This is a genomic window from Flavobacterium sp. (genome assembly GCF_017744675.1).
In the GTDB taxonomy this organism is placed as follows: Bacteria; Bacteroidota; Bacteroidia; order Flavobacteriales; family Flavobacteriaceae; genus Flavobacterium.
Genome location: NZ_JAGIAV010000003.1, coordinates 43,639 through 67,748 on the forward strand (window position 1 = coordinate 43,639; position 24,110 = coordinate 67,748).

18 protein-coding genes are annotated in these 24,110 nt (G+C 35.3%); 14 read left to right on the forward strand and 4 right to left on the reverse strand.

Translation table 11 applies throughout. The annotated features are described in order from the left end of the window. Nucleotides 1-38: 38 nt before the first annotated feature. Entirely contained in the window at nucleotides 39-176 is a 138-nt protein-coding gene (locus J7574_RS09020; RefSeq protein ID WP_290967235.1) for a hypothetical protein, read from the reverse strand. Nucleotides 177-346: 170 nt separating this feature from the next. Further along, a complete protein-coding gene (locus J7574_RS09025; RefSeq protein WP_290967237.1) occupies nucleotides 347-1,684 on the reverse strand; it encodes a hypothetical protein in 1,338 nt (445 codons plus the stop codon). 560 nt (nucleotides 1,685-2,244) lie between these two features. Between J7574_RS09025 and J7574_RS09030 the strand changes: the two genes are divergently transcribed. The 5 genes from J7574_RS09030 to J7574_RS09050 are packed head-to-tail and all read left to right on the forward strand — an operon-like array spanning nucleotide 2,245 to nucleotide 6,536. Further along, nucleotides 2,245-3,075, forward strand: a complete 831-nt coding sequence (locus J7574_RS09030) for an STAS domain-containing protein (protein WP_290967239.1) — start codon at nucleotides 2,245-2,247, stop codon at nucleotides 3,073-3,075. Between the two features lie 16 nt (nucleotides 3,076-3,091). After that, entirely contained in the window at nucleotides 3,092-3,490 is a 399-nt protein-coding gene (locus tag J7574_RS09035; protein ID WP_290967241.1) for an STAS domain-containing protein, read from the forward strand. Continuing rightward, nucleotides 3,471-3,887: an anti-sigma regulatory factor gene (locus tag J7574_RS09040; RefSeq protein ID WP_290967243.1), complete on the forward strand. Its 417-nt coding sequence runs from the start codon at nucleotides 3,471-3,473 to the stop codon at nucleotides 3,885-3,887. Before J7574_RS09035 ends, J7574_RS09040 begins: the two co-directional genes overlap by 20 nt. Next, nucleotides 3,880-4,893 (forward strand): SpoIIE family protein phosphatase, encoded by a 1,014-nt coding sequence (locus J7574_RS09045; protein ID WP_290967245.1) that lies wholly within the window; start codon nucleotides 3,880-3,882, stop codon nucleotides 4,891-4,893. The genes J7574_RS09040 and J7574_RS09045 overlap by 8 nt, the downstream gene beginning before the upstream one ends. Before the next feature lie 2 nt (nucleotides 4,894-4,895). After that, nucleotides 4,896-6,536, forward strand: coding sequence for an ATP-binding protein (locus tag J7574_RS09050; RefSeq protein ID WP_290967247.1), 1,641 nt, complete (start codon nucleotides 4,896-4,898; stop codon nucleotides 6,534-6,536). On the opposite strand, the gene J7574_RS09055 is transcribed toward J7574_RS09050, so the two are convergent. Beyond that, nucleotides 6,531-6,824: a helix-turn-helix domain-containing protein gene (locus tag J7574_RS09055; protein WP_290967249.1), complete on the reverse strand. Its 294-nt coding sequence runs from the start codon at nucleotides 6,822-6,824 to the stop codon at nucleotides 6,531-6,533. The two genes, J7574_RS09050 and J7574_RS09055, sit on opposite strands and share 6 nt — an antisense overlap. A gap of 91 nt (nucleotides 6,825-6,915) precedes the next feature. On the opposite strand from J7574_RS09055, the gene J7574_RS09060 reads away from it, so the two are divergent. The 3 genes from J7574_RS09060 (at nucleotide 6,916) to J7574_RS09070 (ending at nucleotide 10,454) form a co-directional block, all read left to right on the forward strand. Then, complete coding sequence (locus J7574_RS09060; protein ID WP_290967252.1) at nucleotides 6,916-7,164, forward strand: redox-active disulfide protein 2; 249 nt, start codon at nucleotides 6,916-6,918, stop codon at nucleotides 7,162-7,164. Between the two features lie 106 nt (nucleotides 7,165-7,270). Continuing rightward, nucleotides 7,271-9,625, forward strand: coding sequence for a mechanosensitive ion channel domain-containing protein (locus tag J7574_RS09065; protein ID WP_290967254.1), 2,355 nt, complete (start codon nucleotides 7,271-7,273; stop codon nucleotides 9,623-9,625). A 271-nt stretch (nucleotides 9,626-9,896) separates the two neighbouring features. Further along, entirely contained in the window at nucleotides 9,897-10,454 is a 558-nt protein-coding gene (locus J7574_RS09070; RefSeq protein ID WP_290967255.1) for a phage tail protein, read from the forward strand. Nucleotides 10,455-10,458: 4 nt separating this feature from the next. Here J7574_RS09070 and J7574_RS09075 read toward each other — a convergent pair whose 3' ends face one another. Further along, the gene (locus tag J7574_RS09075; protein WP_290967257.1) at nucleotides 10,459-11,469 is read right to left on the reverse strand and encodes a hypothetical protein; all 1,011 of its coding nucleotides are present in this window, start codon (nucleotides 11,467-11,469) and stop codon (nucleotides 10,459-10,461) included. A gap of 83 nt (nucleotides 11,470-11,552) precedes the next feature. On the opposite strand from J7574_RS09075, the gene J7574_RS09080 reads away from it, so the two are divergent. The 6 genes from J7574_RS09080 to J7574_RS09105 all read left to right on the forward strand — a co-directional run bounded on the left by J7574_RS09080 (nucleotide 11,553) and on the right by J7574_RS09105 (nucleotide 24,100). After that, nucleotides 11,553-18,104 carry an MBG domain-containing protein gene (locus J7574_RS09080; RefSeq protein ID WP_290967259.1) on the forward strand — a complete coding sequence of 2,184 codons (6,552 nt, stop codon included), beginning with the start codon at nucleotides 11,553-11,555 and terminating at the stop codon, nucleotides 18,102-18,104. A gap of 29 nt (nucleotides 18,105-18,133) precedes the next feature. Beyond that, a complete protein-coding gene (locus J7574_RS09085) occupies nucleotides 18,134-19,456 on the forward strand; it encodes an OmpA family protein (protein WP_290967260.1) in 1,323 nt (440 codons plus the stop codon). A gap of 274 nt (nucleotides 19,457-19,730) precedes the next feature. After that, nucleotides 19,731-20,663 carry a quinolinate synthase NadA gene (nadA, locus tag J7574_RS09090; RefSeq protein ID WP_290967262.1) on the forward strand — a complete coding sequence of 311 codons (933 nt, stop codon included), beginning with the start codon at nucleotides 19,731-19,733 and terminating at the stop codon, nucleotides 20,661-20,663. 26 nt (nucleotides 20,664-20,689) lie between these two features. Then, the gene (nadB, locus tag J7574_RS09095) at nucleotides 20,690-22,204 is read left to right on the forward strand and encodes an L-aspartate oxidase (protein WP_290967264.1); all 1,515 of its coding nucleotides are present in this window, start codon (nucleotides 20,690-20,692) and stop codon (nucleotides 22,202-22,204) included. 30 nt (nucleotides 22,205-22,234) lie between these two features. Beyond that, nucleotides 22,235-22,966, forward strand: a complete 732-nt coding sequence (gene ric / locus J7574_RS09100; RefSeq protein ID WP_290967265.1) for an iron-sulfur cluster repair di-iron protein — start codon at nucleotides 22,235-22,237, stop codon at nucleotides 22,964-22,966. Between the two features lie 846 nt (nucleotides 22,967-23,812). Further along, the gene (locus tag J7574_RS09105; protein ID WP_290967267.1) at nucleotides 23,813-24,100 is read left to right on the forward strand and encodes a hypothetical protein; all 288 of its coding nucleotides are present in this window, start codon (nucleotides 23,813-23,815) and stop codon (nucleotides 24,098-24,100) included. The last annotated feature ends 10 nt before the right edge of the window (nucleotides 24,101-24,110 follow it).

A 24,110-nucleotide genomic window follows, 5' to 3' on the forward strand; every position in this document is an offset into this window, starting at 1 on the left:
AGTGGCTGATAGCTAATTGCAAAAGCAGCTGCTAAAAATCATTTTGGCTTTTGATTTTTAGCAGCTGCTTTGCTTAATTTTTGGACAATTTTTAAAAGTGCCTTCTTTTTGGTTTCAGTTTCTTCTAAAAGCTGTTCCAAAGTCTTTACCATTTCTTTTTTTTCCTTTGCGTTCATCCAAACTTATTTTTTTGTAATAGTTTGGTAAATGTAGAACAGCCCTCTAATCGTCAATAAAAATGGACTATTGCAAAAACACTCATCAGGAAAAAAAGCCTTCTAAAAAAACACTCATTTTATTTTAAAATAAAGATTATCAACAAATTAATCCAAAACTAATTTTAAACTTAATCAGGCTTAAAGGAGTTTAAATAAGTAGATAGATTTACTTTCTCGTTGGTTAAATCGAACTTTTTTCGGAGTCTTGTTCGGGCATTTTCGATAGATTTGAATGATTGCCCTGTAATTTGAGATATCTCTTTTGTAGTTAAATCGAGATATAAAAGAGCACACAATCTTCTATCCTTTGGAGTCAGCAAAGGATAATCTTGTGACAGTTTATCAAAAAAAGATTTATGAACCTGCTCAAAGCTAATTTCAAATTCTTTCCATATATCGACATTGAGATTTTTTTCTAATCGTTTCAAAACAATATCAATAGCTTGCTGAAGTTCTTTATTGGGGGTTTTAAGTTTAATCTTTTTAAGATCAACTAAAATTTCATTGATATTGTCTGTTCGATGTATTTCAGACATGGCCTTACCTATAAGCACCATGTTTTTAGCATCAAGATTTTGTTTGAGTTCTTGTTCTTTTCTTTTTAAAATCTCTTTTTCAAGCTGGTTGCTAATGTTTCGATTTCGGTATTTAATTAGCAGAATGGCTAAAATTAAAATGCCAATAACCAGTACCAAACCAATTACATATAATCTCGAACGCTTTTGCTCTTCTACTAGTTCCTTTATTTGTGTACGAACTTTATAATCCTGTTCCAGCCTGATTCTTTCCAGATTTACAGCTTTTTGTTCGATATCTAAACTATCATTTATACTATTGTATTTCTGAAAATAACGAACTGCGCTTTTGTAATCTTGCTTATTGATATAGGCTTCAGACAAGATCTTATTAAGTTTTAAACCTGAAAAACTAAATATTTTATTTTTATTTAATTCTAATGCTATTTGGGCATTTTGGATTACTGCATCAAAGTTTTTTTCTTTAAGGCTGTATTCTGCAAAAGATTCATATAAAAAAGCCTTTACTGCATTGTCGGTTGTTTTAGATACCAGAGAAAAAGCCTCGTCATAATATAAATGAGCTTTATTTTGATCTTTTTTCAAACCATAGACCTGCGCTAGATTGGTACAAACATAAATTTTTAGGTTATTGTCTTTTAGCTGTTTATTTAAAGCATAAGCTTCTTTGTAATAATATATTGAAGAGTCAAGATTTCTTTTTTGATAAATTGTTCCTATATTATTTAAAACCTTCACTAGTTTTATAGAATCTTTTTTGGCTCTTTGATAGCTCAGAACATTAAAAAAGTACTGTAAAGCCTTTTTCTTATCATTGCTTTGCGAATAAATAATAGCAAGATTATTTTCTAATTTTGAAATTTCATCTCCCTTTTTTTTATCCTTATAAATTTCATGAGCTTTAATATAGTACTGCAAAGCAATGTCCAAAACATCTTTTGAACTGTACATTTTTCCCGCAGTAACATAAATAGAAGCTAAAGTAAAATCAGGCTCTTTTGTTTTTTTGGCCTCATATTCGGCAAGCTCAATATATTTTATGGCACTGTTCCAATCTGAATCTTTCAATTCCAAAGCCCTTTTGCGGTATATTTCGACTTTTTTATCGGAATCGTTAGTTTCAATTAAATTATGAATCGGTTCTTTTGAAAAGGATTGAAAAAAAAATGGAAGAACAAATAGCAGAGAAAATTTTACAAATCTTATATTCATTTTGTTAAATAATTACGATGTCTAAATAATTAAATTTAATATTACAAATATTTTAAAAAACACAAGATAAAACTTTCAAATTTTAAATTTAATGTTTTATTTACATAATTATTTTTCTTATCAAAAATTTAAGTAACTGTGAATAAAAGCTCAGAAAGAGAACATTATAAAAGAAAAAATAACTTTTATTAATAATTTTCAATTTAATAATTTCTTTCTTATACAATTTAAAGTTATATATTTGAGAGAGAAAATTCCAATTTTAAAGCAAAAAGCAAATGCAAAACAACGTACTAGGTGTCTTAAAAGAGCACGAAAACAAATTATTAACGATATGGTCTCAAATTCTTTTGAGTAATGGATCTGAGGATGGAGCGATGGAAGAAGAAGAGTCTAAAGAATTTGCTTCTCTCTTTTTAAATGCATTGGCCAAATCTGAAGACTCTAAAGAGTTTGAAAAAGTTGAGGATCTTATTGTAGGAATCGCTTCTTCTAGAGGAAAACGAGGTTTCTCACCGAGAGAAAATGGGCAATATTTGCTTTCGTTTAAAGAAGCTGCCTCTCAAATTCTTTCTGAATTAATTAAAGAGCCTGCCGTATTGTATGATGCCAATCTAAAATTGAACGCAATCTTAGACAATATGATGATCATGACTTTTGAAGCTTTTATGAAAGGAAGAGAAGATGTGATTTCTAGACAAATAGATGAGATTAGTGAAATTTCTACTCCTGTAATTACAGTTTGGGACGGTATCGTTGCTTTGCCTATTATTGGAACTTTAGACAGCTCAAGAACACAAACTGTAATGGAAAGCCTTCTACAACAAATCGTTGACACGGGAAGTTCTATTGCTATTTTGGATATTTCGGGCGTTCCTGCTGTAGATTCTTTGGTTGCACAACACCTTATTAAAACGGTAAGCGCAACTCGTTTAATGGGAGCTGAGTGTATTATTAGCGGTATTCGCCCAGAAATTGCACAAACTGTAGTGCACTTAGGAATTGACCTTAGCGGAATTACTACCAAAGCATCATTGGCAAGTGCCTTACAGACAGCTTTCGAAATGCTTCAATTAACTGTTGTGAAAAGAAAGAGAATTGTAGAATAAAGAATTTAAGATTTATATGGAAAGAATTCCTATACTAAAAATGGGAGATTTTCTGCTTGTTACCATACAAGTAGATTTGTATGATCAGCTGGCAGAAAATCTTGAATCAGATTTAATAAATACCATTAGTAAACATAGTTCAAAAGGTGTGCTAATCGATATTTCGGCAGTTTCTATTATTGATTCTTTTATGGGAAGAATTCTTGGAAATATTGCTGTGATGTCAAAAATATTAGATGCACAGACCGTTGTAGTAGGAATGCAGCCTGCAGTTGCTATTACGTTAGTAGAACTTGGATTATCTTTAAATGGAGTTATAAGTGCCTTAAACGTAGAAAGAGGCATGGATTTACTTCGCTCAAAAATGCACATAAGCGATAACGAAGAGCTGGAGTATGACGACGATAACGAATAGTAAAGAAGAAGCCCTCATCTTAAAAGAGCAGGATGTTGTACCGCTGCGTAATCGTGTAAAGGAATATGGCGTAAAGATTGGAATGAGCATTTTAAATCAGACCAAACTTATAACGGCTACAAGCGAACTTGTGCGTAATCTTTTGAAATATGGCGGCGGCGGTAAAGTCATTATTGAATCTGTTAGCAACGGACGAGAGAATGGCGTAAGAGTCACTTTTATTGATAATGGCCCCGGAATAGCCGATATATCACTGGCAATGAAAGATGGATACAGTACAGGAAAAAGTCTCGGATTGGGGTTGCCAGGAACAAAAAGACTTGTCAATGAATTTGACATTAAATCAGAACTAGGAAACGGAACCACCGTTACTATAACAAAATGGAAAAATGGATAATACGTTTTCCACTTATAAAATAGATGACAGAAGTCTCATTGCTTTTATAAAAAGAGAAATACACAATCTTGCCCTTCAATTGGGCTTTACCCCACATAGAGCTGCCGAAACAGATATTATTGTAGCAGAACTGACCTCAAACTTAATGAAATTTGCAAATGGTGGCGAACTGCTTTACCGCGCACATCTGAATGGAGAGTACAATGAAATCGAAATCTACTGTCTAGACAAAGGTGTAGGTTTTGATAATGTTGCCAAAATTATGAATGATGGCTATTCGTCTACTAACACTCTTGGCCACGGTTTAGGCTCGATCAAAAGATTGAGCAACGAGTTTCAGATTTATTCCATGAAAAATTGGGGGTGCGTACAGTATGTAAAAATCTGCGAAAAACCCGACCTCATTATTCCTCAAACAAAAAATGGTTTAAATTATGCAACTATAGCTGTCAATTATCCAGGTGAAAAACTTTGCGGAGATGGGTATTATATAAAACAAAACAGCAAAGGTTTTCAGATATTTGTAGGCGACGGATTAGGGCATGGGGAAAGTGCCAATGAAGCAGTCGAAGCCGCAATTAAGGCTTTTAGACAAACTGTAGATGAAGATCCAACAGCTATTTTAAGAGACATACATTTAAAAGTAAAAAAAACCAGAGGATTGGTTGCTACAATAGCCTCAGTAGATTATAAGTCAAATGTGTGGAATATTTGTGGTATAGGCAATATTAACACCCGTATTTATAACGGATTAGAAAACAAAACCTATACTCCTTATAATGGAATTATTGGGCATAATATTCCGCGTACTTTGAATAATACAATTGTGCCTTATAAAAAGCATCAGATTGTTGTTATGCACAGTGATGGTTTGCGAACGAGATGGAATTTAAATGAACTAACTTCTATTTTTAAGCAAAGTCCTGGCATAATAGCATCGGCACTTTTTAAGGAAAACATTAGAGGGACTGATGATGCAACAATTTTGGTTGGTAAAATAAATTGAAAATGATAAAAGAGATCATACAAATAAATCTAGACAACGAAATGGACCTTATATTGGCTCATAAACGTTGTATGAAAATTGCAGAAATGTGCGGTATGGCCTCTTCATTTCAAACCCGATTTTCGACTGCTGTATCTGAGGTTGCCCGATCTGCCATTGCAAAAGGAACAAACTCTTTATTGGTCTTAGGTTTAAATATTATAAAAGCGACTCAAAAAGAAATTATTGCTATCATTACAGACGATGCAGATCTGAAAAGCAACAGTCCTGAAGCTTTTATCTATGCTTCTAAAATCTCAGGAAACATACAATACGATTATTCAAACAATCAATCGACAACAAAAATCAGTCAGCCTATTGCGGCTCCAGGCCTTTTATCTGAAACGAAGATAAAAAGCATTATAGATTATTTTAAATTTGAGCCACCTTTATCTCCGTATGATGAGATTAGGAAAAAAAATATTGAATTAATTGCCCTTTCTGAGAAACTGGCTGAAAGTGAAAACAAATACAAACAATTAGCCAATACGATTCCGATTTTAATTTGTGTTTTAAATGAACGCAATAATGTCTTATTGGTTAACGAATCTCTAGAAAATTATCTAGAACTGCCTTTACTTACTTTTGATCGTAAAACTTTAATCAATTTTATACATCCTCAAGATATTGATGCCATTTTAGAAGGCTGGAACAAAGCCAAACAAAACCGCTCTGATTTTCTGGGAGAAACTAGAATTAAGAGTGGCTCAAACTATATTTGGCACCTAGTTTCTATTGTTCCAAATAAGGCTGAAGATGGAAGCTTCAACAGCTGGCTAGTTTACTTTGTAGACATCAACGCGCAGAAAATGATGGTGGAGACATTAAAAGACAATACCGAATTAAAATTAATTCAAGGTGAGCTAGAAAGTGCCAACTCTAAACTGCGTTTTAAAAACAAAGAACTGGAACAATTTGCCTATATTGCCAGTCATGACCTTCAAGAACCACTTAGAAAAATCATGATTATGCTTTCTCGTGCGGGAGAACATTTAAGTGAAGATCAGAAGAAAAAATATTATTTTGACCGAATTACACTCGCAGCAGGAAGATTGTCCAATTTAATTACCGATGTCCTTAATTACTCCAGAATTGACAATCAGGAGCAATATTCTAAAGAGGTTGACCTTAATCAAATCCTGATCGATGTTCTAGGAGATTTAAGTCTCGTTATTGAAGAAAAAAATGCCATAATTAATATAAATCCGCTTCCGAAAGTTTTAGGTCTCGATACACAGCTTCGTCAGCTATTCTATAATTTAATCAACAATTCGCTTAAATTTAATACAGCAGAACCTTGTGTAACGGTCTCTTATCAAGATATACCTAACGACGAAAACTTGCCAGTAGGTGCTGAAAATTACGAGGCTATTACAATTTCGGACAACGGAATTGGAATGGACAGCCAATATTCAAATAGAATTTTTGACATGTTTCAGCGTCTCCATGAAAGAGATCAATATGGAGGAAATGGCATTGGATTGGCACTCTGCAGACGCATTATTGAAAATCACAACGGAATAATACATTTTAGCAGTAAACCAGGCGAAGGCACTACTTTCTGGATTTATCTTCCTAAAAAAACAATTCCTGTTCTTTTATGACAATCCTTCCAATTGCAGGAAAACAGGAATTAAAGCCTTTCCCTTTTCTGTCAAATTGTATTCGATATGTAAAGGTTTCAATTTAATTGTCACTTTTTCCAAAAGACCTTCTTCTTCTAACTCTTTCAAGGCTGTAGCCAAAGATTGCTTGTTTGAGCCCTGAATTTGACGTAATAAGTTATTAAAACGCAAAGGCGATTCGGTAGCTAATCGAAAAATTTCTGCCTTCCATTTACCAGATAGCATTTTTAAAAGTCTTTGTGCTGGGCAAGTTTCTGTTTCTTCCATAATTATTGCAGAGTAGTCAAAAAAAATTGACCTATTGTTTTGGAATGTTTTTTAATTAAAATTTGTTGTAATTCTAAAGTAAAAATATAAAATGAAAGCAAAGAAACCAAGCGAAATGAGCATTCAAGAACTGTTAAAAACACAGAAAACAATTCAGGCTACCATTAAGATCTTGATTCTAGTTGCCATTTTGCTCCTTATCATTATTGCATTCCTATTCTTAAAAAAAGGTTTTTTCTCTCTAATGATATTTCCTTTCTCTCTAGCATCTGTTGTTATTACCAATTCCAATTCACTAAAAGAAATTAAGCACGAAATTTCATCCCGAAATCTGGATTAAAATTTTCGAATAAAATGGCCTTCATTTTTTATAAAATTAATTTTTCTTAACGGTAAAGTCCTTTAAAAAAAATTAAATTTGGGCTCCTTTAATAAGCCCTTAAATTATGATTATTAGCAAAAAAAACTTTTATTTTTTATCCCTATTTTTACTTCTCTTATCCTCTCAGTTTAATTACTCCCAACAACAAAAAGTCTCCAAAAAAGAAAGCCGCGGAAGACTATTTAACGACACTACAGCAACAGACAGCGACTACTTAATGGCTATTGAGAAAGCCGGAGAGGTATTAGAATCTGCCTATAACGATATTGATTTTGCAGGAGATACGCGCCATCTTTTTGGCGAAATGAAACGCACAGAAAGTAAATTGGACTTAATTTTAGCCAGTTTAAAAGGGGCAAATCCGAATGTGCGAAACCAACAGATGTATCGCATTGTATTGCAGGAAATCCAGCAGGAACTGGAAGAACAGAACAAAGCGATCAATGAGCGAAATCTGAATCTTGAAAATATTAAGAAACGTGTAATTGACCTGCGCAAAGACAAGACTTTAATTACTTTATTAAAAGACACCATTCGTCGCAAACAGTTTAAGAAAGAATTTGGCAGTCTTAGAAAAAGATACGTTGCCACTGATAGTTTGATGACCACAAACCAAACTACTTTAAACAATAAAAAAAGACTAACTGTACAACGAAAAATTTCAGTTTCTAATGCTTTGGCTACTGTTGAAAGCAATTTAGAAAAATCTGGAATTAGCATTTTTAAGAAAGAATATCCATCTCTATGGCAGATTACCGATTCTGTCGCAAAGAAAAGAGTAACGCATAATATTGGAGCCAAGATTATAATTGAAGAAAATGTTGCGGCTTACTACTTAAGTTACAAGGCTGGCGGACTTATTACACTTTGCTTCTTTATGGGACTTTTGTTTTGGTATATCTCTCGAAATATCAAATATCTTAAGACAAATGGTTATGCCGAAAACTTGAAGCTTTTAAATTTTAAATACTTAAATCGAGGTGTTTTATTGCCTGTTTTAGTGATTGCATTAAACATTGCAGTGGTTACCAATTTATATGCTCCTGCTCTATTTTTAGAATTGATTCAGCTTTTTCTTTTAGGAGTTTTAATTTTTCTTTTCAAAAACCAATGGTCTGGAGTTGCTATGAGAAACTGGCTTTTTCTTCTCGGATTATTCTTTGCGCTTTGCTTTTTGGACTTGTTTATCACAATCGGATTATTACAGCGTTTTGCTTTTGTGGCAATTAATATTTTAGGAATTCGTTACGGTTTGGTTCAGATTAAAACACTTAAAGAAGAACTTTATATAAAAGGCTTTTTTAAATGGGCAAGTATCCTTTTTATTGGATTGAATATCTTGTCTATACTTTACAATTTATTTGGAAGAGTTTCACTTTCTAACATGTTAAGTTTAACAGCTTTTATATCGCTTACTCAAATTGTTGCTTTAAGTGTACTTTTGAAGATTATTTTAGAAATTATTCTGCTTCAAATTTACACTACTAGGGTTAAAAGAGGAATTGAAAAAATGTTTGATTATGAAAATTTATCAGACACTTTAAAAAAGCCCTTTATCATTGTAATCAGTTATATGTGGCTGATTGTAATTGCTTCAAATTTGAATATCTGGGAGTCGCTTCGCGGTTCTTTAGCGAAGTTGTTAAGCCATCCAAATACGATTGGAAGCATTACATTTACCCTAGGCAATATCGTTTTATTCTTTATCATTATATGGGCAGCTCATTTACTCCAAAAATATGTTGCTTATTTCTTTGGAGAAATTGATGATGAAAATGAAGAAAATATCAATAAAAGGCAGCATTCAAAATTACTAATTACGAGATTAGTTGTTTTAATAAGCGGTTATCTGCTGGCAGTCGCAGCTTCTGGAATGCCTTTAGACAAACTGAGTATTCTTTTGGGCGCTTTAGGTGTCGGTGTTGGACTTGGACTCCAGAATGTGGTGAACAATTTCGTATCAGGTATTATCTTGATTTTCGACAAACCTATTCAAGTTGGCGATGTTGTAGAAATTAGTTCAGAATCTGGCCGTATCAAATCTATGGGATTGCGTACGACTAAAATCAATGCTCCAAATGGTGCAGAGATTATTATTCCGAATGGTAACTTATTATCTCAAAATATTACCAACTGGACGTATACTGATAATTTCAAATTGGTCGAAGTAACTTTTGAAATCAATGGCGAAACCATTCCAGAGGAAATTAATTTGGTGGTGAATGAAACACTTGCTAATCTTCCGTTAGTAAACAATTCAAAACCATCACAAATATACTACAGCTCAATTTCTGATGGAAAATATAAACTTTTAATCAAGTTTTGGTGCAGTATCTACAGAACCGAAGAAACAATAAGTTCAGCACGACAGGAACTTTATATCAGTTTCAAAAACAAAGGTTTAACTTTCTCAAGTTAAATTTAGATTAGAAAATGCGGTAATGGATTACCGCATTTTTTTATGCACAAAATCAAAAGAATTTTGATTTCGCTTTAAAAATATAATTCTCAAAACGCCACAAAAAGCACATTTTTACGAAAACCCGTAAAAACCCTTATTTTTAAATGATTTATATACAGTAATTTAGCAATGTAAAAAAAAGCTGTCAGATCTAATCATGTAAAAAATTAAAATCTGTCAAATTATTTACAAACTAAAAACTAACATTAACCATTTAAATCTTAAAATCATGGATGAGTATCTTGGTGTAATTAAAATTTTTGCGGGAAATTTTGCCCCTAAAAACTACATGTTTTGTGCAGGTCAAATATTGTCTATTGCACAAAACCAGGCTTTGTTTTCGCTTCTAGGCACAACTTATGGAGGAAATGGAACTACTACCTTTGCTTTGCCTAATTTACAAGGAATTGTGCCTATTGGACAAGGAACTAGTCCGTCTGGAACTAATTTTACTCTTGGAGAAACAGGAGGTACTACAAATAATACACTATTAGTAAATAACTTACCAGCTCACAATCATTCTGGTCCTGCTACGGTGGCCGTAACTAGCGCTCAAGCTACCGACTCAACACCTATAGATGGCTCATCTATTGCGACACCTGGATCTGTAGTGTCAAGAGTCTTTACACCAACGTTAGGTTTTGCAACTTCAACACCAAGTGTTAAATTAACAAGTGCGATTACAACAGTTAATGTTGGAAGCAATATTCCGGTAAATAATATGCAACCCTATTTAGCGATAAATTATATAATTTGCGTTCAAGGACTATATCCTTCAAGAAATTAATAAATCATTTTTTAAATTTATATGTCCATTTAGGCATTTCGCTAAAATCATATATAAATTGAATCTGTGGATAATCCTTAATACTATACATTGAAACTATACAATAAGGATTAGTAATGTAAGATTCCGCTGTTTTTAATTCGATGTCTTCAAATATTTTTATTTCAGTAAAAAGACATATATCAGGAAAATTACTAAATTCAATAGGGAGTGAATAATAATCCGTTTCAATTTTCGAAACTAGGTTATCTCCAACAAAATGTTCTTTGTTTATTGTTAATAATCTATCAACAAATACATTGTAAATATAGGGCTGCATATTTTTGTAGCCCTTTATTCCGTTTATATCCACTTTTAAAGATGGTTCATAATCAAAGAAAGTATAAACTAAATCAATTTTAATTTCCTGTGGAATAAATATTCCATGCTGAGGTAATTGTTTAATTATATTTCTACTAATGGCTACTTGAGGTTCTCTGGTTAAGGCATAATGCATAGTCTCAGAAACAGCAAGATCAACTTCAAAATCCTTTGGAATTATATAGGTGGTTGCATCTGCTTCTATTAATCGAAGATTATAGCTTTCAAGACCGATTATAGAAATGATTTGCTGTACCGATTCAATCGAAGTTTTATTAATATCAATTAAAACGGCTTTTATCCTCTCCTTATTAAACAAAGGAAGCAAAGGCAATATTAATGTTGCATAAGGACCACAACCTGCATAAAGTATATTAATATTTCTTTCGGGAAAAAGAACATCAAGACTATTTAAAGCCTTAAAAACACCTTTTATAAAATTAGTCGTACGCAGATAATCATCTACACAATCTGCTGCACTAGAACTTGATAATGCGACACCTCCTTTTACAATAACCTCATTATCACTCAGATGCTTTCCTTCAAGGATTCTCTGATAAAAAAGAGAAAGTTCTTTTGCCCAATGTATTTGTTCGTCATTACTTATTGATGCAATGATAGAATTGACAATAACTGTAAGTTCGTGCTTATACATATTTATAACATAGTTTAATGTTTGAAATATAAGCTAAAATATCATTCAAGAATAGTGTTTGACAATTTAATATAATAAAATTTATGAAAAAACTCTACTTATCATTGATGTTTCTAATTTTTGCGATACCAAAGATATATTCGCAGACAACCGAAACATTTGAAAGCATACAGACAGGTATTTCAAGCTTTTCTAGTAATGGAAAGACTTTTGTTCTAACATCTTCGACTACATATGGATTTGTAACTGCAAGTCCCGCTGGTAATTATGGTTATAATGGAAGCGCGAAATACATACAAGTAAATGACGGCCTAAATCAAGAAACAATGGGGCAAACTGGAATTATTAGCTGTTCATCAGGAAATTTTAAGATAAACAATTTTTGGATATATGTAAGTGGTAATTCTGCACAAAATCCTGGTGTAACTTTCAACTCTGCACCAGGTTCTATAACTTTCAGAGGAAAACTCGCAGGAAGCACCGTGTTTACAGTAGTTAGAAATACATCTGGAGCAAATACAGGCACTTCATTACCCGGAAATGGATTTACCTACGTAAATTTCGCCAATGAAGGTGGTTCTGATAATACAAATCAAGTTATTGATCAATTAGAAATTCAATTGAGTAGTAACTACGATTATTTTGCAATTGACAATTTTACATTTTCAAATGGAGTTACCACTCCAACAGTAACCACAAATACCCCCGTAAGCGACTATGGAGCAATTACAGCCGCATTAGGAGGCAACAACGATAATGGCGGTGATACTAGTATTGCAGATAGAGGTATTGTATGGTCATTAACAACAAATCCTGTAATTAATGGCGCTGGTGTAACACGTTTATCAACAGCTGTAACTAATGGTACAGGGGCGTTTACTGTAAATACAACGGGACTCCCTCCTGGAACAATAATATATTATAGAGCATATGCGCAAAATTCAGTTGGATTCGGTTATGGAAATACTGTTTCATTTTTGACTAATGCAGCTTTATCTGCTACACAATCGCAAACAGCTGCTTGCAATGGTGCTAATAATGCAACAGCAACAGTGACTCCTTCAGGTGGTAAACCTCCTTATAATTATACATGGTCTAACGGCGCTACAGGAGCTACAGCTACCGGTTTAGCTCCAAATAATTATTCTGTTTTAATAACTGATAATGAAGGAACATCGATTACAAAAAACTTTGTAACAGTTCAAAATACTGTAATATCTGGAACAACTAATATTACAAATGTATCTTGTAATGGAGGTAATAATGGTGCAATAGATCTTACTCCTACTGGAGGAACCGGAACTTACACGTATAATTGGGGCGGTGGAATAACGACGCAAGATAGAACAGGACTTGTAGCTGGCACTTACTCTGTTACTATTACCGACTCTAATAATTGTAGTGCAACAATAAATAATATTGTGGTTGGTCAGCCTTCCGCAGCACTTAACGGAACAACATTTATAACCAATGTATCCTGTAATGGAGGTAATACAGGAGCAATAAACCTTACTCCTTCTGGAGGAACTGGCCCTTATACTTACTCATGGAATGATGGAGTAACTACTGAAGATAGAACGGGACTTATAGCAGGTTCTTATTCTGTTACAATTACCGACGCTAATAGCTGTACAAAAACTATAAACGCGATTTCTGTAACACAACCACCAATAATAAATGGAACTGCATCTATAACTCATATTGCCTGTTATGGAGAAAGTACAGGAGCAATAAACTTTACTCCCTCTGGTGGAGCTAGCCCTTACACTTACTCATGGAATGATGGACCAACTACTGAAGATAGAACGGGACTTCCTGCTGGTGGATATAACCTTGTTGTTACTGATGCTAATGGATGTACAAAACCTTTTGCCTTTACCATTAATCAGTCTTCTTTTGCACTAGGCGGAACCACAGTTATAAACAATGTTTCTTGCAATGGAGGATCTAATGGTTCTATTGATCTCACGCCTACTGGAGGTACACCAGGATATACTTACAACTGGAGTGATGGACCAACAACTCAAGATAGAACAGGACTAGTTGCAGGAACGTATGCTGTGACAATAAGAGATGCCAATAACTGCAGTTTCACAATAAGCAATATTACTATTGGTCAGCCAACTACAGCCTTAAACCTATTAACTGGAGGAGGCCAAACAGATGTGTCATGTAAGGGAGGCGGTAATGGAACTGCAACAGTTGCACCAACTGGAGGAACTCCTGGTTATACCTATTCGTGGAGTACGACTCCTGTTCAAACAACTGCTACGGCAACTGGCCTTATAGCAGGCACATATACCGTAACTGTAACGGATGCTAATAATTGCCAAGCAACTAGAAGCTTTACTATTGGAGAGCCTGCATCAGCATTAAGCGCATTAACTGGAGGAGGTAAAACCGACGTATCCTGCAGAGGAGGCAGTAATGGTAGTGCAACGGTTGCACCAACTGGAGGAACTCCTGGCTATACGTATTCGTGGGCGCCTTCTGGAGGAACTGCAGCAACAGCAACAGGTCTTGCAGCGGGAGTATACACTGTAACGGTAACAGATGCTAATGGATGCCAAGCATTTAGAACCTTTGCTATTAACCAGCCTGCATCAGTATTAAGTGCAGCAACTGGAGGAGGTCAAACCAATGTATCTTGCTATGGAGGCGCTAACGGTACTGCAACAGTTGTGCCAACTGGAGGAACCCCTTCTTATACTTATTCTTGGAATACAACTCCTGTTCAAACTACTGCTACTGCAACAGGTCTTGCTGCTGGAACTTATACCGTAACGGTAACAGATTCTAATGCTTGCCAAACAACTAGAAGCTATACTATTGCAGAGCCGACTGCACCTTTAAGCGCATTAACTGGAGGAGGCAAAACGGATGTGTCCTGCAATGGAGGTTCTAACGGTACTGCAACAGTTGCACCAACTGGAGGAACTCCTTCTTATACTTATTCTTGGAATACAAATCCTGTTCAAACTACTGCTACTGCAACAGGTCTCGCAGCCGGAACTTATACCGTAACAGTAACAGATGCTAATAATTGCCAAACAACTAGAAGTTATACTATTTCAGAACCAGCTATTTTAGATGCTACTACATCAAGCACAGATGTTCTTTGTAATGGCAGTGCGACAGGAAAAGCTACTGTAAACCCTAGCGGAGGAAGTGGTACATATACTTACTTATGGTCTCCATCTGGAGGAACCGCTAATGAAGCTACAGGACTTGCAGCGGGTAATTACAGTTGCATAATTACGGATTCTAATGGTTGTAATATTACTAAAAATTTCACTATTAATCAACCTTCGGCATTAGGCGCAACCACATCTCAAATAAATGCTACTTGCTCTACTGGTGGTCAAGCTACTGTTACACCATTTGGAGGTGTTGGAGGTTATAGCTATTTATGGAGCCAAGGAAGCACTACGCAAACAGTAACAGATTTGGCCGCTGGCAATTACAGTTGTGTCATTACCGATACTAATGGCTGTTCTATTACCAAAAATTTTACAATAAACACAACCAATACCTTAGTTGCCGCTTCTGCACAAGTAAATGTAAAATGTAATGGTGACAACACAGGATCTGCGACTGTAATTCCATCTGGAGCATCAGGCCCATTTACTTATGCATGGTCTCCTTCTGGAGGAAATAGCGATACTGCAAATAATCTTACTGCTGGAAGTTATTCAGTTACTATTACAGCTAGTAATGGATGCTCTATTGTAAAAAACTTTACAATTACAGAACCGCCAGCAATTGTAATAACTAAAACTTCACAAACAGATGTGACTTGTCCTGGTGGCTCTAACGGATCTTTAGCAGTCAATGTAACTGGAGGAACTGGAGCTTATTCCTATTCATGGGCACCTTATGGAGGAACAAACGCAACAGCAACTGGCTTAACAGCTGGAACATATACGCTTACAGTAACTGATGCAAACCAGTGTACAAAAACACAAAATTTTACTATTATACAACCAAACGCTATAACTACGTCAATATCCAAAACCGATGTTTCTTGTAATGGCGGCTCAAACGGATCTGCAACTGTAAGCGTTACAGGAGGAACAGGTTCATACACGTATTTATGGTCTCCTACTGGAGGAACTGCCGCAACTGCAACTGGTCTTACTGCTGGAAATTACACAGTTACGATAAAAGATGCTAACTTATGTCAGACCACTGCAACAGTACTTATACAAGAACCAGCTTTACTTACGGCAACAATATCAAAAACTGATGTTTTATGCAATCAGGCAAATAATGGTACAGCAACGGTAACTCCTTCTGGGGGAACTGGAAATTATACTTATTCTTGGTCTCCTTCGGGCGGAACTTTAGCAACAGCAACTGGATTAGGTCCAGATACCTATACCGTTACAATTACAGATGCGAATGGATGTTTTATTACAAAAACGATTGTAATAACAGAACCTTCTGCTCTTTCAGCAACAGATTCTCATACCAATGCAACGTGCAATGGAAGCAATAACGGTACTGCTACTGTAGTTGCTTCTGGAGGAACAGGCAGCTATACCTATTCATGGGCACCTTATGGAGGGACTGCTGCAACTGCAACTGGACTTGCTGCTGGAACTTATATCGCTACAGTTACCGATGCAAACGGATGTACTATTACAAAAACTGTTCAGATAACAGAACCTTCTGCCCTTTCAGTAACAGATTCTCATACCAACGTAAGCTGTAACGGAGGCAGTAACGGTACTGCTACTGTGGTTGCTTCTGGAGGAACAGGCGGTTACACCTATTTGTGGGCACCTTCTGGAGGAACTGCCGCAACTGCAACTGGACTCATTGCTGGAACTTATACCGTAACGGTTACCGATACAAATGGATGTTTCATTACAAAAACAATCATAATAACAGAACCTTCTGCCCTTTCAGTAACAGATTCTCATACCAATGTAAGCTGTAACGGAGGCAGTAACGGTACTGCTAATGTAGTTGTTTCTGGAGGAACAGGCAGCTACACCTATTTATGGGCGCCTTCTGGAGGAACTGCCGCAACTGCAACTGGACTTACTGCTGGAACTTATACCGTAACGGTTACCGATCAAAATTTGTGTTCTTCTACAAATACTATTATAATTACAGAGCCAGCTATTTTATCTTTAACCACATCATCGGTAAATGTTTCTTGCCTTAACGGTAATAACGGATCGGCAACTGTAAACGCAACTGGCGGTACAACTCCATATTCATACTCTTGGTCTCCTTCTGGAGGAGCTGCTGCAACTGCAACTGGCTTAACAGCTGGAAGCTATACTGTAACCGTTACAGATGCCAATTCTTGTACAGCTACGGCAACAGTTGAAATATCCCAACCTGCAAATCCTGTTACTTTAAATACTTTAGCTGTATCTGGAGTAACTGTTAATGGAGCATCGCTATCTGGCACAGCATCTTCTAATGGAATTAATTCAGATAAGGGAGAATGTCTAACAGAAGTTGGTTTTGTATATGCCCAGCATGCAAATCCTACTACAGCAGATACTAAAATAAATGTTACGGCTGCGTTAGGAACATTTACAAATACTTTATCTGGACTTAGAGGAAACAGAACCTATTATGTTAGAACTTATGCCGTAAATAGTAATGGCGTTATCAATTATGGAAACGAAGTTAGTTTTACAACACAAAAATATACTCTTACTATAACTGCGACAGCAGGACGTACTAAAGTATATGGCACAGCAGATCCCGTGTTTAATTATACTGCTCTAGGATTTGCCAACGGAGATACAAATTCTATCATTACTGGTCTCCTTACGAGAGATTCTGGTGAAAATGTTGGAAAATATAACATCAAGCTAGGAACAATTAATGCTGGTTCAGATTATATAATTGTATTTACTGGCGCAGAGTTTGAAATTATTAAAGCCAACCAAACGATCACTTGGAATCAGACATTAGAATTTGGCTGTTCCACTTCTAATACCGTAAATCTAACAGCAACTGCAGACAGCGGCTTACCGATTTCTTATACCATTGCAAATACAGCTTTGGGTACAATTTCGGGAACAACATTAACCATATCTGGATCTGGAAACACGACAGTTACAGCTTTACAAAACGGTGATCAAAACCATAATCCTGCTATAGCCGTTGTTAAGCCAATTGAAATAAGCCAGTCTGGACTTGTGGTTCAACAATGGGCAAATACGCTGTTTTTTGATAACAGATCAAACAACTTTGTGGCATGGCAATGGTATAAAAACGGAGCGGCTGTTTCTGGTGCAACACGCCAATATTATAGCGAAATCCAGCCTTTAAACGGCAGTTATTACGTGATTGCAAAAGATAAAAATGGAAACTCAATCAAATCTTGTCCAATCGAGGCTACTGGAATCGTTTTTACTAAGCAAATCAAAATCTATCCAAACCCAGTTAAACCTGGTGGCGAATTTACTTTAGAGTGTGGTTTTAGCGAATCTCAATTAAACGGATCTGAGGTTTTTATTTATGACATTACAGGAAAATTAGTTCAGACTATTTCGAATGTAAAACCTATCAATCAAATTATCGCTCCATCGCAAACAGCCTTATATATTGTAGTTCTTAAACTGGCTGACGGTCAATTAAAAACGATCAACTTATTGGTTAAGTAAAATGAGATTTAATTTAAAATTACAAGCAAATGAAAATTAAAACGACGATAGCGATACTACTATTATTTAATGTCACGATAAAAGCACAAGAAATTAATGTTAAGATTAATGGAGGTCCATCGGGAATCCTTTACGATAGCAATCTTGGAGATGGCAAACTCAAATTTGGCGGAGGGATAGGTATTGGATACACCTATTTCTTCAGCAGCCATTGGGGTATTTCGACTGGAGTTGATGTCATGTACAATCAAAACCGTTTTGAATTGGACAATGGAACAACAATTTCAACTTATGAAGTTGACGATCAGACATCTGCATTTGAATATCAGGTAACTCCGACCAATTACAAAGAAGACCAGCATTTTATTTCTGCTGCAATTCCGCTTATGCTGCAATACAGAACTTTAATTGCACCTCAGACACAATTGTATTTTGGATTTGGGGGAAAAATTCTGTTTCCAGGAAAACAAACTGTAAAAGCCTCAGCGTCTGAACTGCAATTGAGCGGCTACTACCCTGACGTGAATCTTTTAGTTGATGATCTGCCTTCTCATGGATTTGGTAAAGTCACCAACTGGCAGGATAAAACAACAGTAAACTTAGATCCTTCTTTTCTTTTGAGTGTTGAAACGGGCCTTACTTTCAAATTAAAAGAAAAAACGCAGCTTTACACGGGTTTATATCTCGATTATGGTTTGACAGAACTGGCAAAAGAGACTACAGATGTCAATATCGTTGCGTATAATCCGAACGGACTTGATAATATTCAAGCAAATGGCACAAGCGGAAACAGAAAAATTGTTCAAGAAAGCCGTTATTTTTCTGCGGGCGTTCAGCTGAAATTAGGCTTTATGTTAGGCAAAAATAAACCAGAACCGGAACCAAAACCGGAACAAGAAAAAACAGAAACGGCAACTCAAGGAGAACCTGTTCAGGAAGCACCTCCAGTTCAGCAAAAAATTGTCGAAACTCCGCCTGCTAAAAAAGAACTAACGCAAACGGAACGAACATACATCGAGAAGCCTCTGTCATTCCAAGAAATTGGAAATACAAACGTAACTCCGGAGCTAGCAACAAGATTAGACCAAATTGCTGAAATTCTAAAATCGAATAAAGATACAGACTTAAATATCACAGGATATACTTGCGATATCGGCACCAAAGAACGTAATCTTGAAATCGGAATGAAGAGAGCACAAGCTGTTTCAGATTATTTACAGAATAAAGGCATAGAATCTAACCGCATGCATTTATTTTCAAAAGGGGAAAGCGAACCTTTGGTTCCCAATACTCCAGCAGAAAACAAACCGCAAAACAGAAGAGTTTCGCTTACGCTGATAGACGCAAAATAAAACCCGAAAATTTTCAAAAATTAAGCTTGAAAGAAGAGAACAAATCTTTTCTTTCAGGCTTTTTTCTTTATTCCAAATGCATGTAAACAAAAACAGTTTAACCGCATAACATATAAAAACAAATATAAAACAGTATGATTAGAATCATGTTTTAAAAAAAATGATGATAATACATTTACCCTATTAAAATGATGTGCTTAAAGCATTTCAGATTAAACTAAAATCAAAACCTAAAATTTACTTCACGCATTTAGAAGCAAAAAAAGACCAACCAATGGACAAGAACTTTTTAATACAGGAAATAACCCGATTGAAAAAGGAAAAAAATGCTATTATCCTAGCTCATTATTATCAAAATGAGGAGATACAGGAAATAGCAGATTTTATTGGAGACAGTCTAGAATTGGCTAAAAAAGCTCAAAATACGAATGCCGATATTATTGTTTTTGCTGGAGTTCATTTTATGGCACAAACAGCAAAAATTTTAAACCCAAATAAAAAAGTACTATTGCCCGATTGGAACGCTGGATGTTCTCTCGCTGATGGCTGCCTTTCAGAAGATTTCAAAATTTTTAAAGAACAGTATCCTGATCATGTTGTGGTTACTTATATTAACTGTTCTGCCGAAGTAAAAGCCATGAGCGATATAGTGTGCACTTCGGCAAATGCCAAAAAAATAATTGAATCCATTCCTGCAGAACAAAAGATTCTATTTGCTCCAGATGAAAATTTAGGCAAATATCTTCAAAAAGAAACCAAACGCGAACTCGTCTTATGGAAAGGCTCTTGCATTGTGCACGAAGCCTTTTCATTAGACAAACTAATTGAGATATATAACAAAAATCCGACTGCAAAAATCGCAGCACATCCAGAATCTGAAAGCCCTATTTTAAAAGCAGCACATTATATTGGCTCGACTTCGGGAATTATTAATTTCATTAAAACGGATCCTACTGCCGTTTTCATTGTGGCCACAGAAGCCGGTATCCTACATGAGCTTGCAAAAGCAGTACCCGAGAAAACACTGATCCCGGCTCCTACCACAGAAAACAACAGCTGTGCCTGCAGCGAATGTGCTTTTATGAAAATGAATACACTCGAAAAACTGTATTTGTGCCTTAAAAATGAAAGACCAGAAATGCTGGTAAAAGAAGACCTGAGAACACAAGCTCTAAAACCCATACAAAGGATGCTTGAACTCTCATAGAAACAATAACGCTAAATCAAAATAACATGCTTCAAACCGATATATTGATCATAGGTTCTGGTATTTCAGGATTATTTTTTGCGATGAAAATAGCAAAAAAACGTCCCGATTTATCTATTGTTATAATGACCAAAGAAGCAGCAAAAAATACTAATACCCGTTTGGCACAAGGCGGCATTGCTGTCGTTACAGATCATTTAAAAGACAGTTTTAACAAACATATTCATGATACGCTTCGTTCAGGAGGCGGTCTCTGTGATAAAGAAATTGTGAATATGGTTATTAAGCAAGCTCCCGAAAGACTACAAGAATTAATCGAAATTGGAACTTCTTTTGACAAAGATGAAAAAGGCCAATGGGATTTAGGTCTAGAAGGCGGACATTCTCAACATAGAATACTACATCATAAAGATAGCTCCGGACAGGAAATTGAGCGTAAACTGCTCAAAATTATCAAAAAGATGCCCAATATTGAGCTCTTACAGAATCATATGGTTCTTGATTTGAATACCGAAACAAAAAAAGCTAAAACTACTTGTACCGGAGTTTTCTTTTATGAAAAAAAACATAACCGCATCAAATACATGAGAACTCGAACTATTGTCTTAAGTACAGGCGGATGCGGACAACTTTTTGAAAATACAACCAATCCTAAAATTGCAACAGGAGATGGCTTGGCCATGGCGGCTCGTGCGGGAGCAGAAATTACAGATATGGAGTATATTCAGTTTCATCCAACGGCTTTATTTTCGGGAAATGAAAACCCATTGTTCTTAATTTCAGAAACTGTACGTGGATTTGGCGCTCATGTTATAAATGAAGAAGGAAAAAGATTTTTATTTAAATATGATATCAGAGGCGAATTGGCTACAAGAGATATGGTTTCAAATGCTATAAGCAAAGAGCTTCAAATAAGCGGAAAGCACCATGTTTACTTAGACTGCAGACATTTAAATGCTCAAAAATTCTATGCTCAATTTCCCGTAATTGCTGCGCATTGCAATGAGTTGGGAATAAAACCAGAAAAAGATTTAATTCCAGTTGTTCCTGCTGCTCATTATCAATGTGGCGGAATTAAAGTAGATCGAAACGGTGCTACTTCTCTCAAAAATTTATATGCTATTGGCGAATGCGCTAGAACAGGACTTCATGGAAAGAATCGTCTAGCATCAAATTCACTTCTTGAAGCTGTAGTATTTGCTCATCAAGCTTCAGAAAATGTAGACAAGACAATTGCAGAATTTGTTTTTTCATCCCAAATATTAATCCCCAAATTTCCGAAAGCACATCGGGTCGATGACTATCTTGCTTTTGAAGCACTAAAAAAAGAACTGCAAAAACTGCTAACCTCATTTTACACTAGTGAAGAACGTGATGCCGAGTTGGCTTTTGTCAAAATTAAAGCCCTGCATGATGAGGCGGCTTTGCTTACAAAAACACACGAAATTACGATTCCGTTTATAGAATTTTCGAACATGATTGCAGCCTCACTGCTTATTATAAAGCAATGTCAAACGGCGGCAAACAAACAAATGTGCTGAAACCAAAGTTTAATCTATACCCCCACTATTATGAAACTAACAAGCAAAACCACCATTGGTGAAATTGTCGCAGATGATTTTAGAACAGCAGCCATTTTTACAAAACTCCATATTGATTTTTGCTGCAAAGGGCATCGTACAATCGAAGAAGTGTGCAGAAAAAGAGATATTGAAGAAAGTGTTCTTATAGAACATATCCAAAAAGCAAGAAGCAGTTCTGCTAACCAGTCTTTTGATTACAAAAGCTGGACTGCAGACATGATTGCCGATTATATTGCCAAAACCCATCATAAATATGTTGAAGAAAAATCCCCCATTATTCTTCAATATTTGGATAAATTATGCGGTGTTCATGGTGCTATTCATCCTGAGCTTCACGAGATTCATATTATTTTTTCAAAATCGATACTGGATCTAACAGCTCATATGAAAAGAGAAGAGTTGGTTATTTTTCCTTTTATTAAAAAAATGAAAATTGCACACAGCAAAGGTACAGAGCTGGAAACACCGCCTTTTTTATCTATCGAAAATCCTATTTCAACTCTAAAAGATGATCACATTACCGAAAGAGAACGTTTTAAAAGAATTGCGGCTTTAACCAACAATTATACGCCACCAATTGAATCTTGCAACACCTACAAAGCCGCTTTTGCCATGCTGGAAGAATTTGATAAAGATTTAAAAAAGCATATTCATCTAGAGAACAATATCTTATTTCCAAAAGCAATCGAGCTTGAAAAAACATTTGAAAGAGTATTATAAATAGAAGCAAACAGTATCCAATCGAATCGGTTAGATACTTCATTAATAAGCACATAACAGAAAAATTAAAATACATGACACAGAAGAAGGTTCTGCTCATAGGAATGGCGACATGCACATCCATAATTGGATTGTCTCACCAAATACTGCGCTGGTAAGAGCTTACGTGCGCTGTTAAATGAAGGTTTTAATGACGTGCGAAGCCATGTCGAGAGCAGATCTTCTTCTAATTTTTAAAGAAGCATTAGATCAAAGTCCAATTTCCATTGGATTTAAAAAGCAAATGCAGTCAAAATAAACATCAAACGTTCTAATTCTAAAATATTGAACAGCCTGATTCGTAATCAATTTTGATTATGTCGCGTCAGATTATAAAAGTCTTCCTCATACCTTTAAAAAACTAACGCAATCAGGCTTATTTTTAGAATTTGAAAAAATCTATTGCTTTTAATTCGGTCGAATATTCTGTTTGAAGTTCGCACGGCTTTCATTCTTTTTTAATTTCAGAAAATGATTTTATAAAGATGACCGAATATTTGAAAACAAAGAATTTTAAAGAAACATTTTATGAATAATGCTACAACACTTTAAAAATTAGACAATTCAAACAAAAAAAGTATGGCTTAAAGACTTCTCAACCCAAAAATAAAAGTTACTTTTAGGGAGTAATAACTTTAAAAGAATGTTTATGACTTTACATCATTGCGTACTTATAGTTCATCTTTTAGCATCTACAATTTGGGTTGGTGGTCATTTGCTTCTTACCATTTGTTATCTTCCAACCGCATTTAAAAAAGAGATCCTAAGATTATTTTAAATTTTGAAAAGAAATTCGAAACGCTCGGAATGTTATCTCTTATTTTACATATAATGTCCGGAACTTGGATGGCGTATGATTTTGGAGCAACAATGAAAACCTGGTTCCGTTTTTATAGCGGATTTGAAACAGTAGTTTCATTAAAACTGATTTTACTTTTCTGTACTTTTATCTGTGTACTCTATGCTCAATTTGTTGTTATTCCAAATCTCAATAAAAACAATATTTACAGAATTGCCATAATCAATCTAACGGTTACATCAATTGGAGTTGCAATGCTAATTTTAGGATCGACATTGCATTATGGCGGAATTTAAGAATGATTCA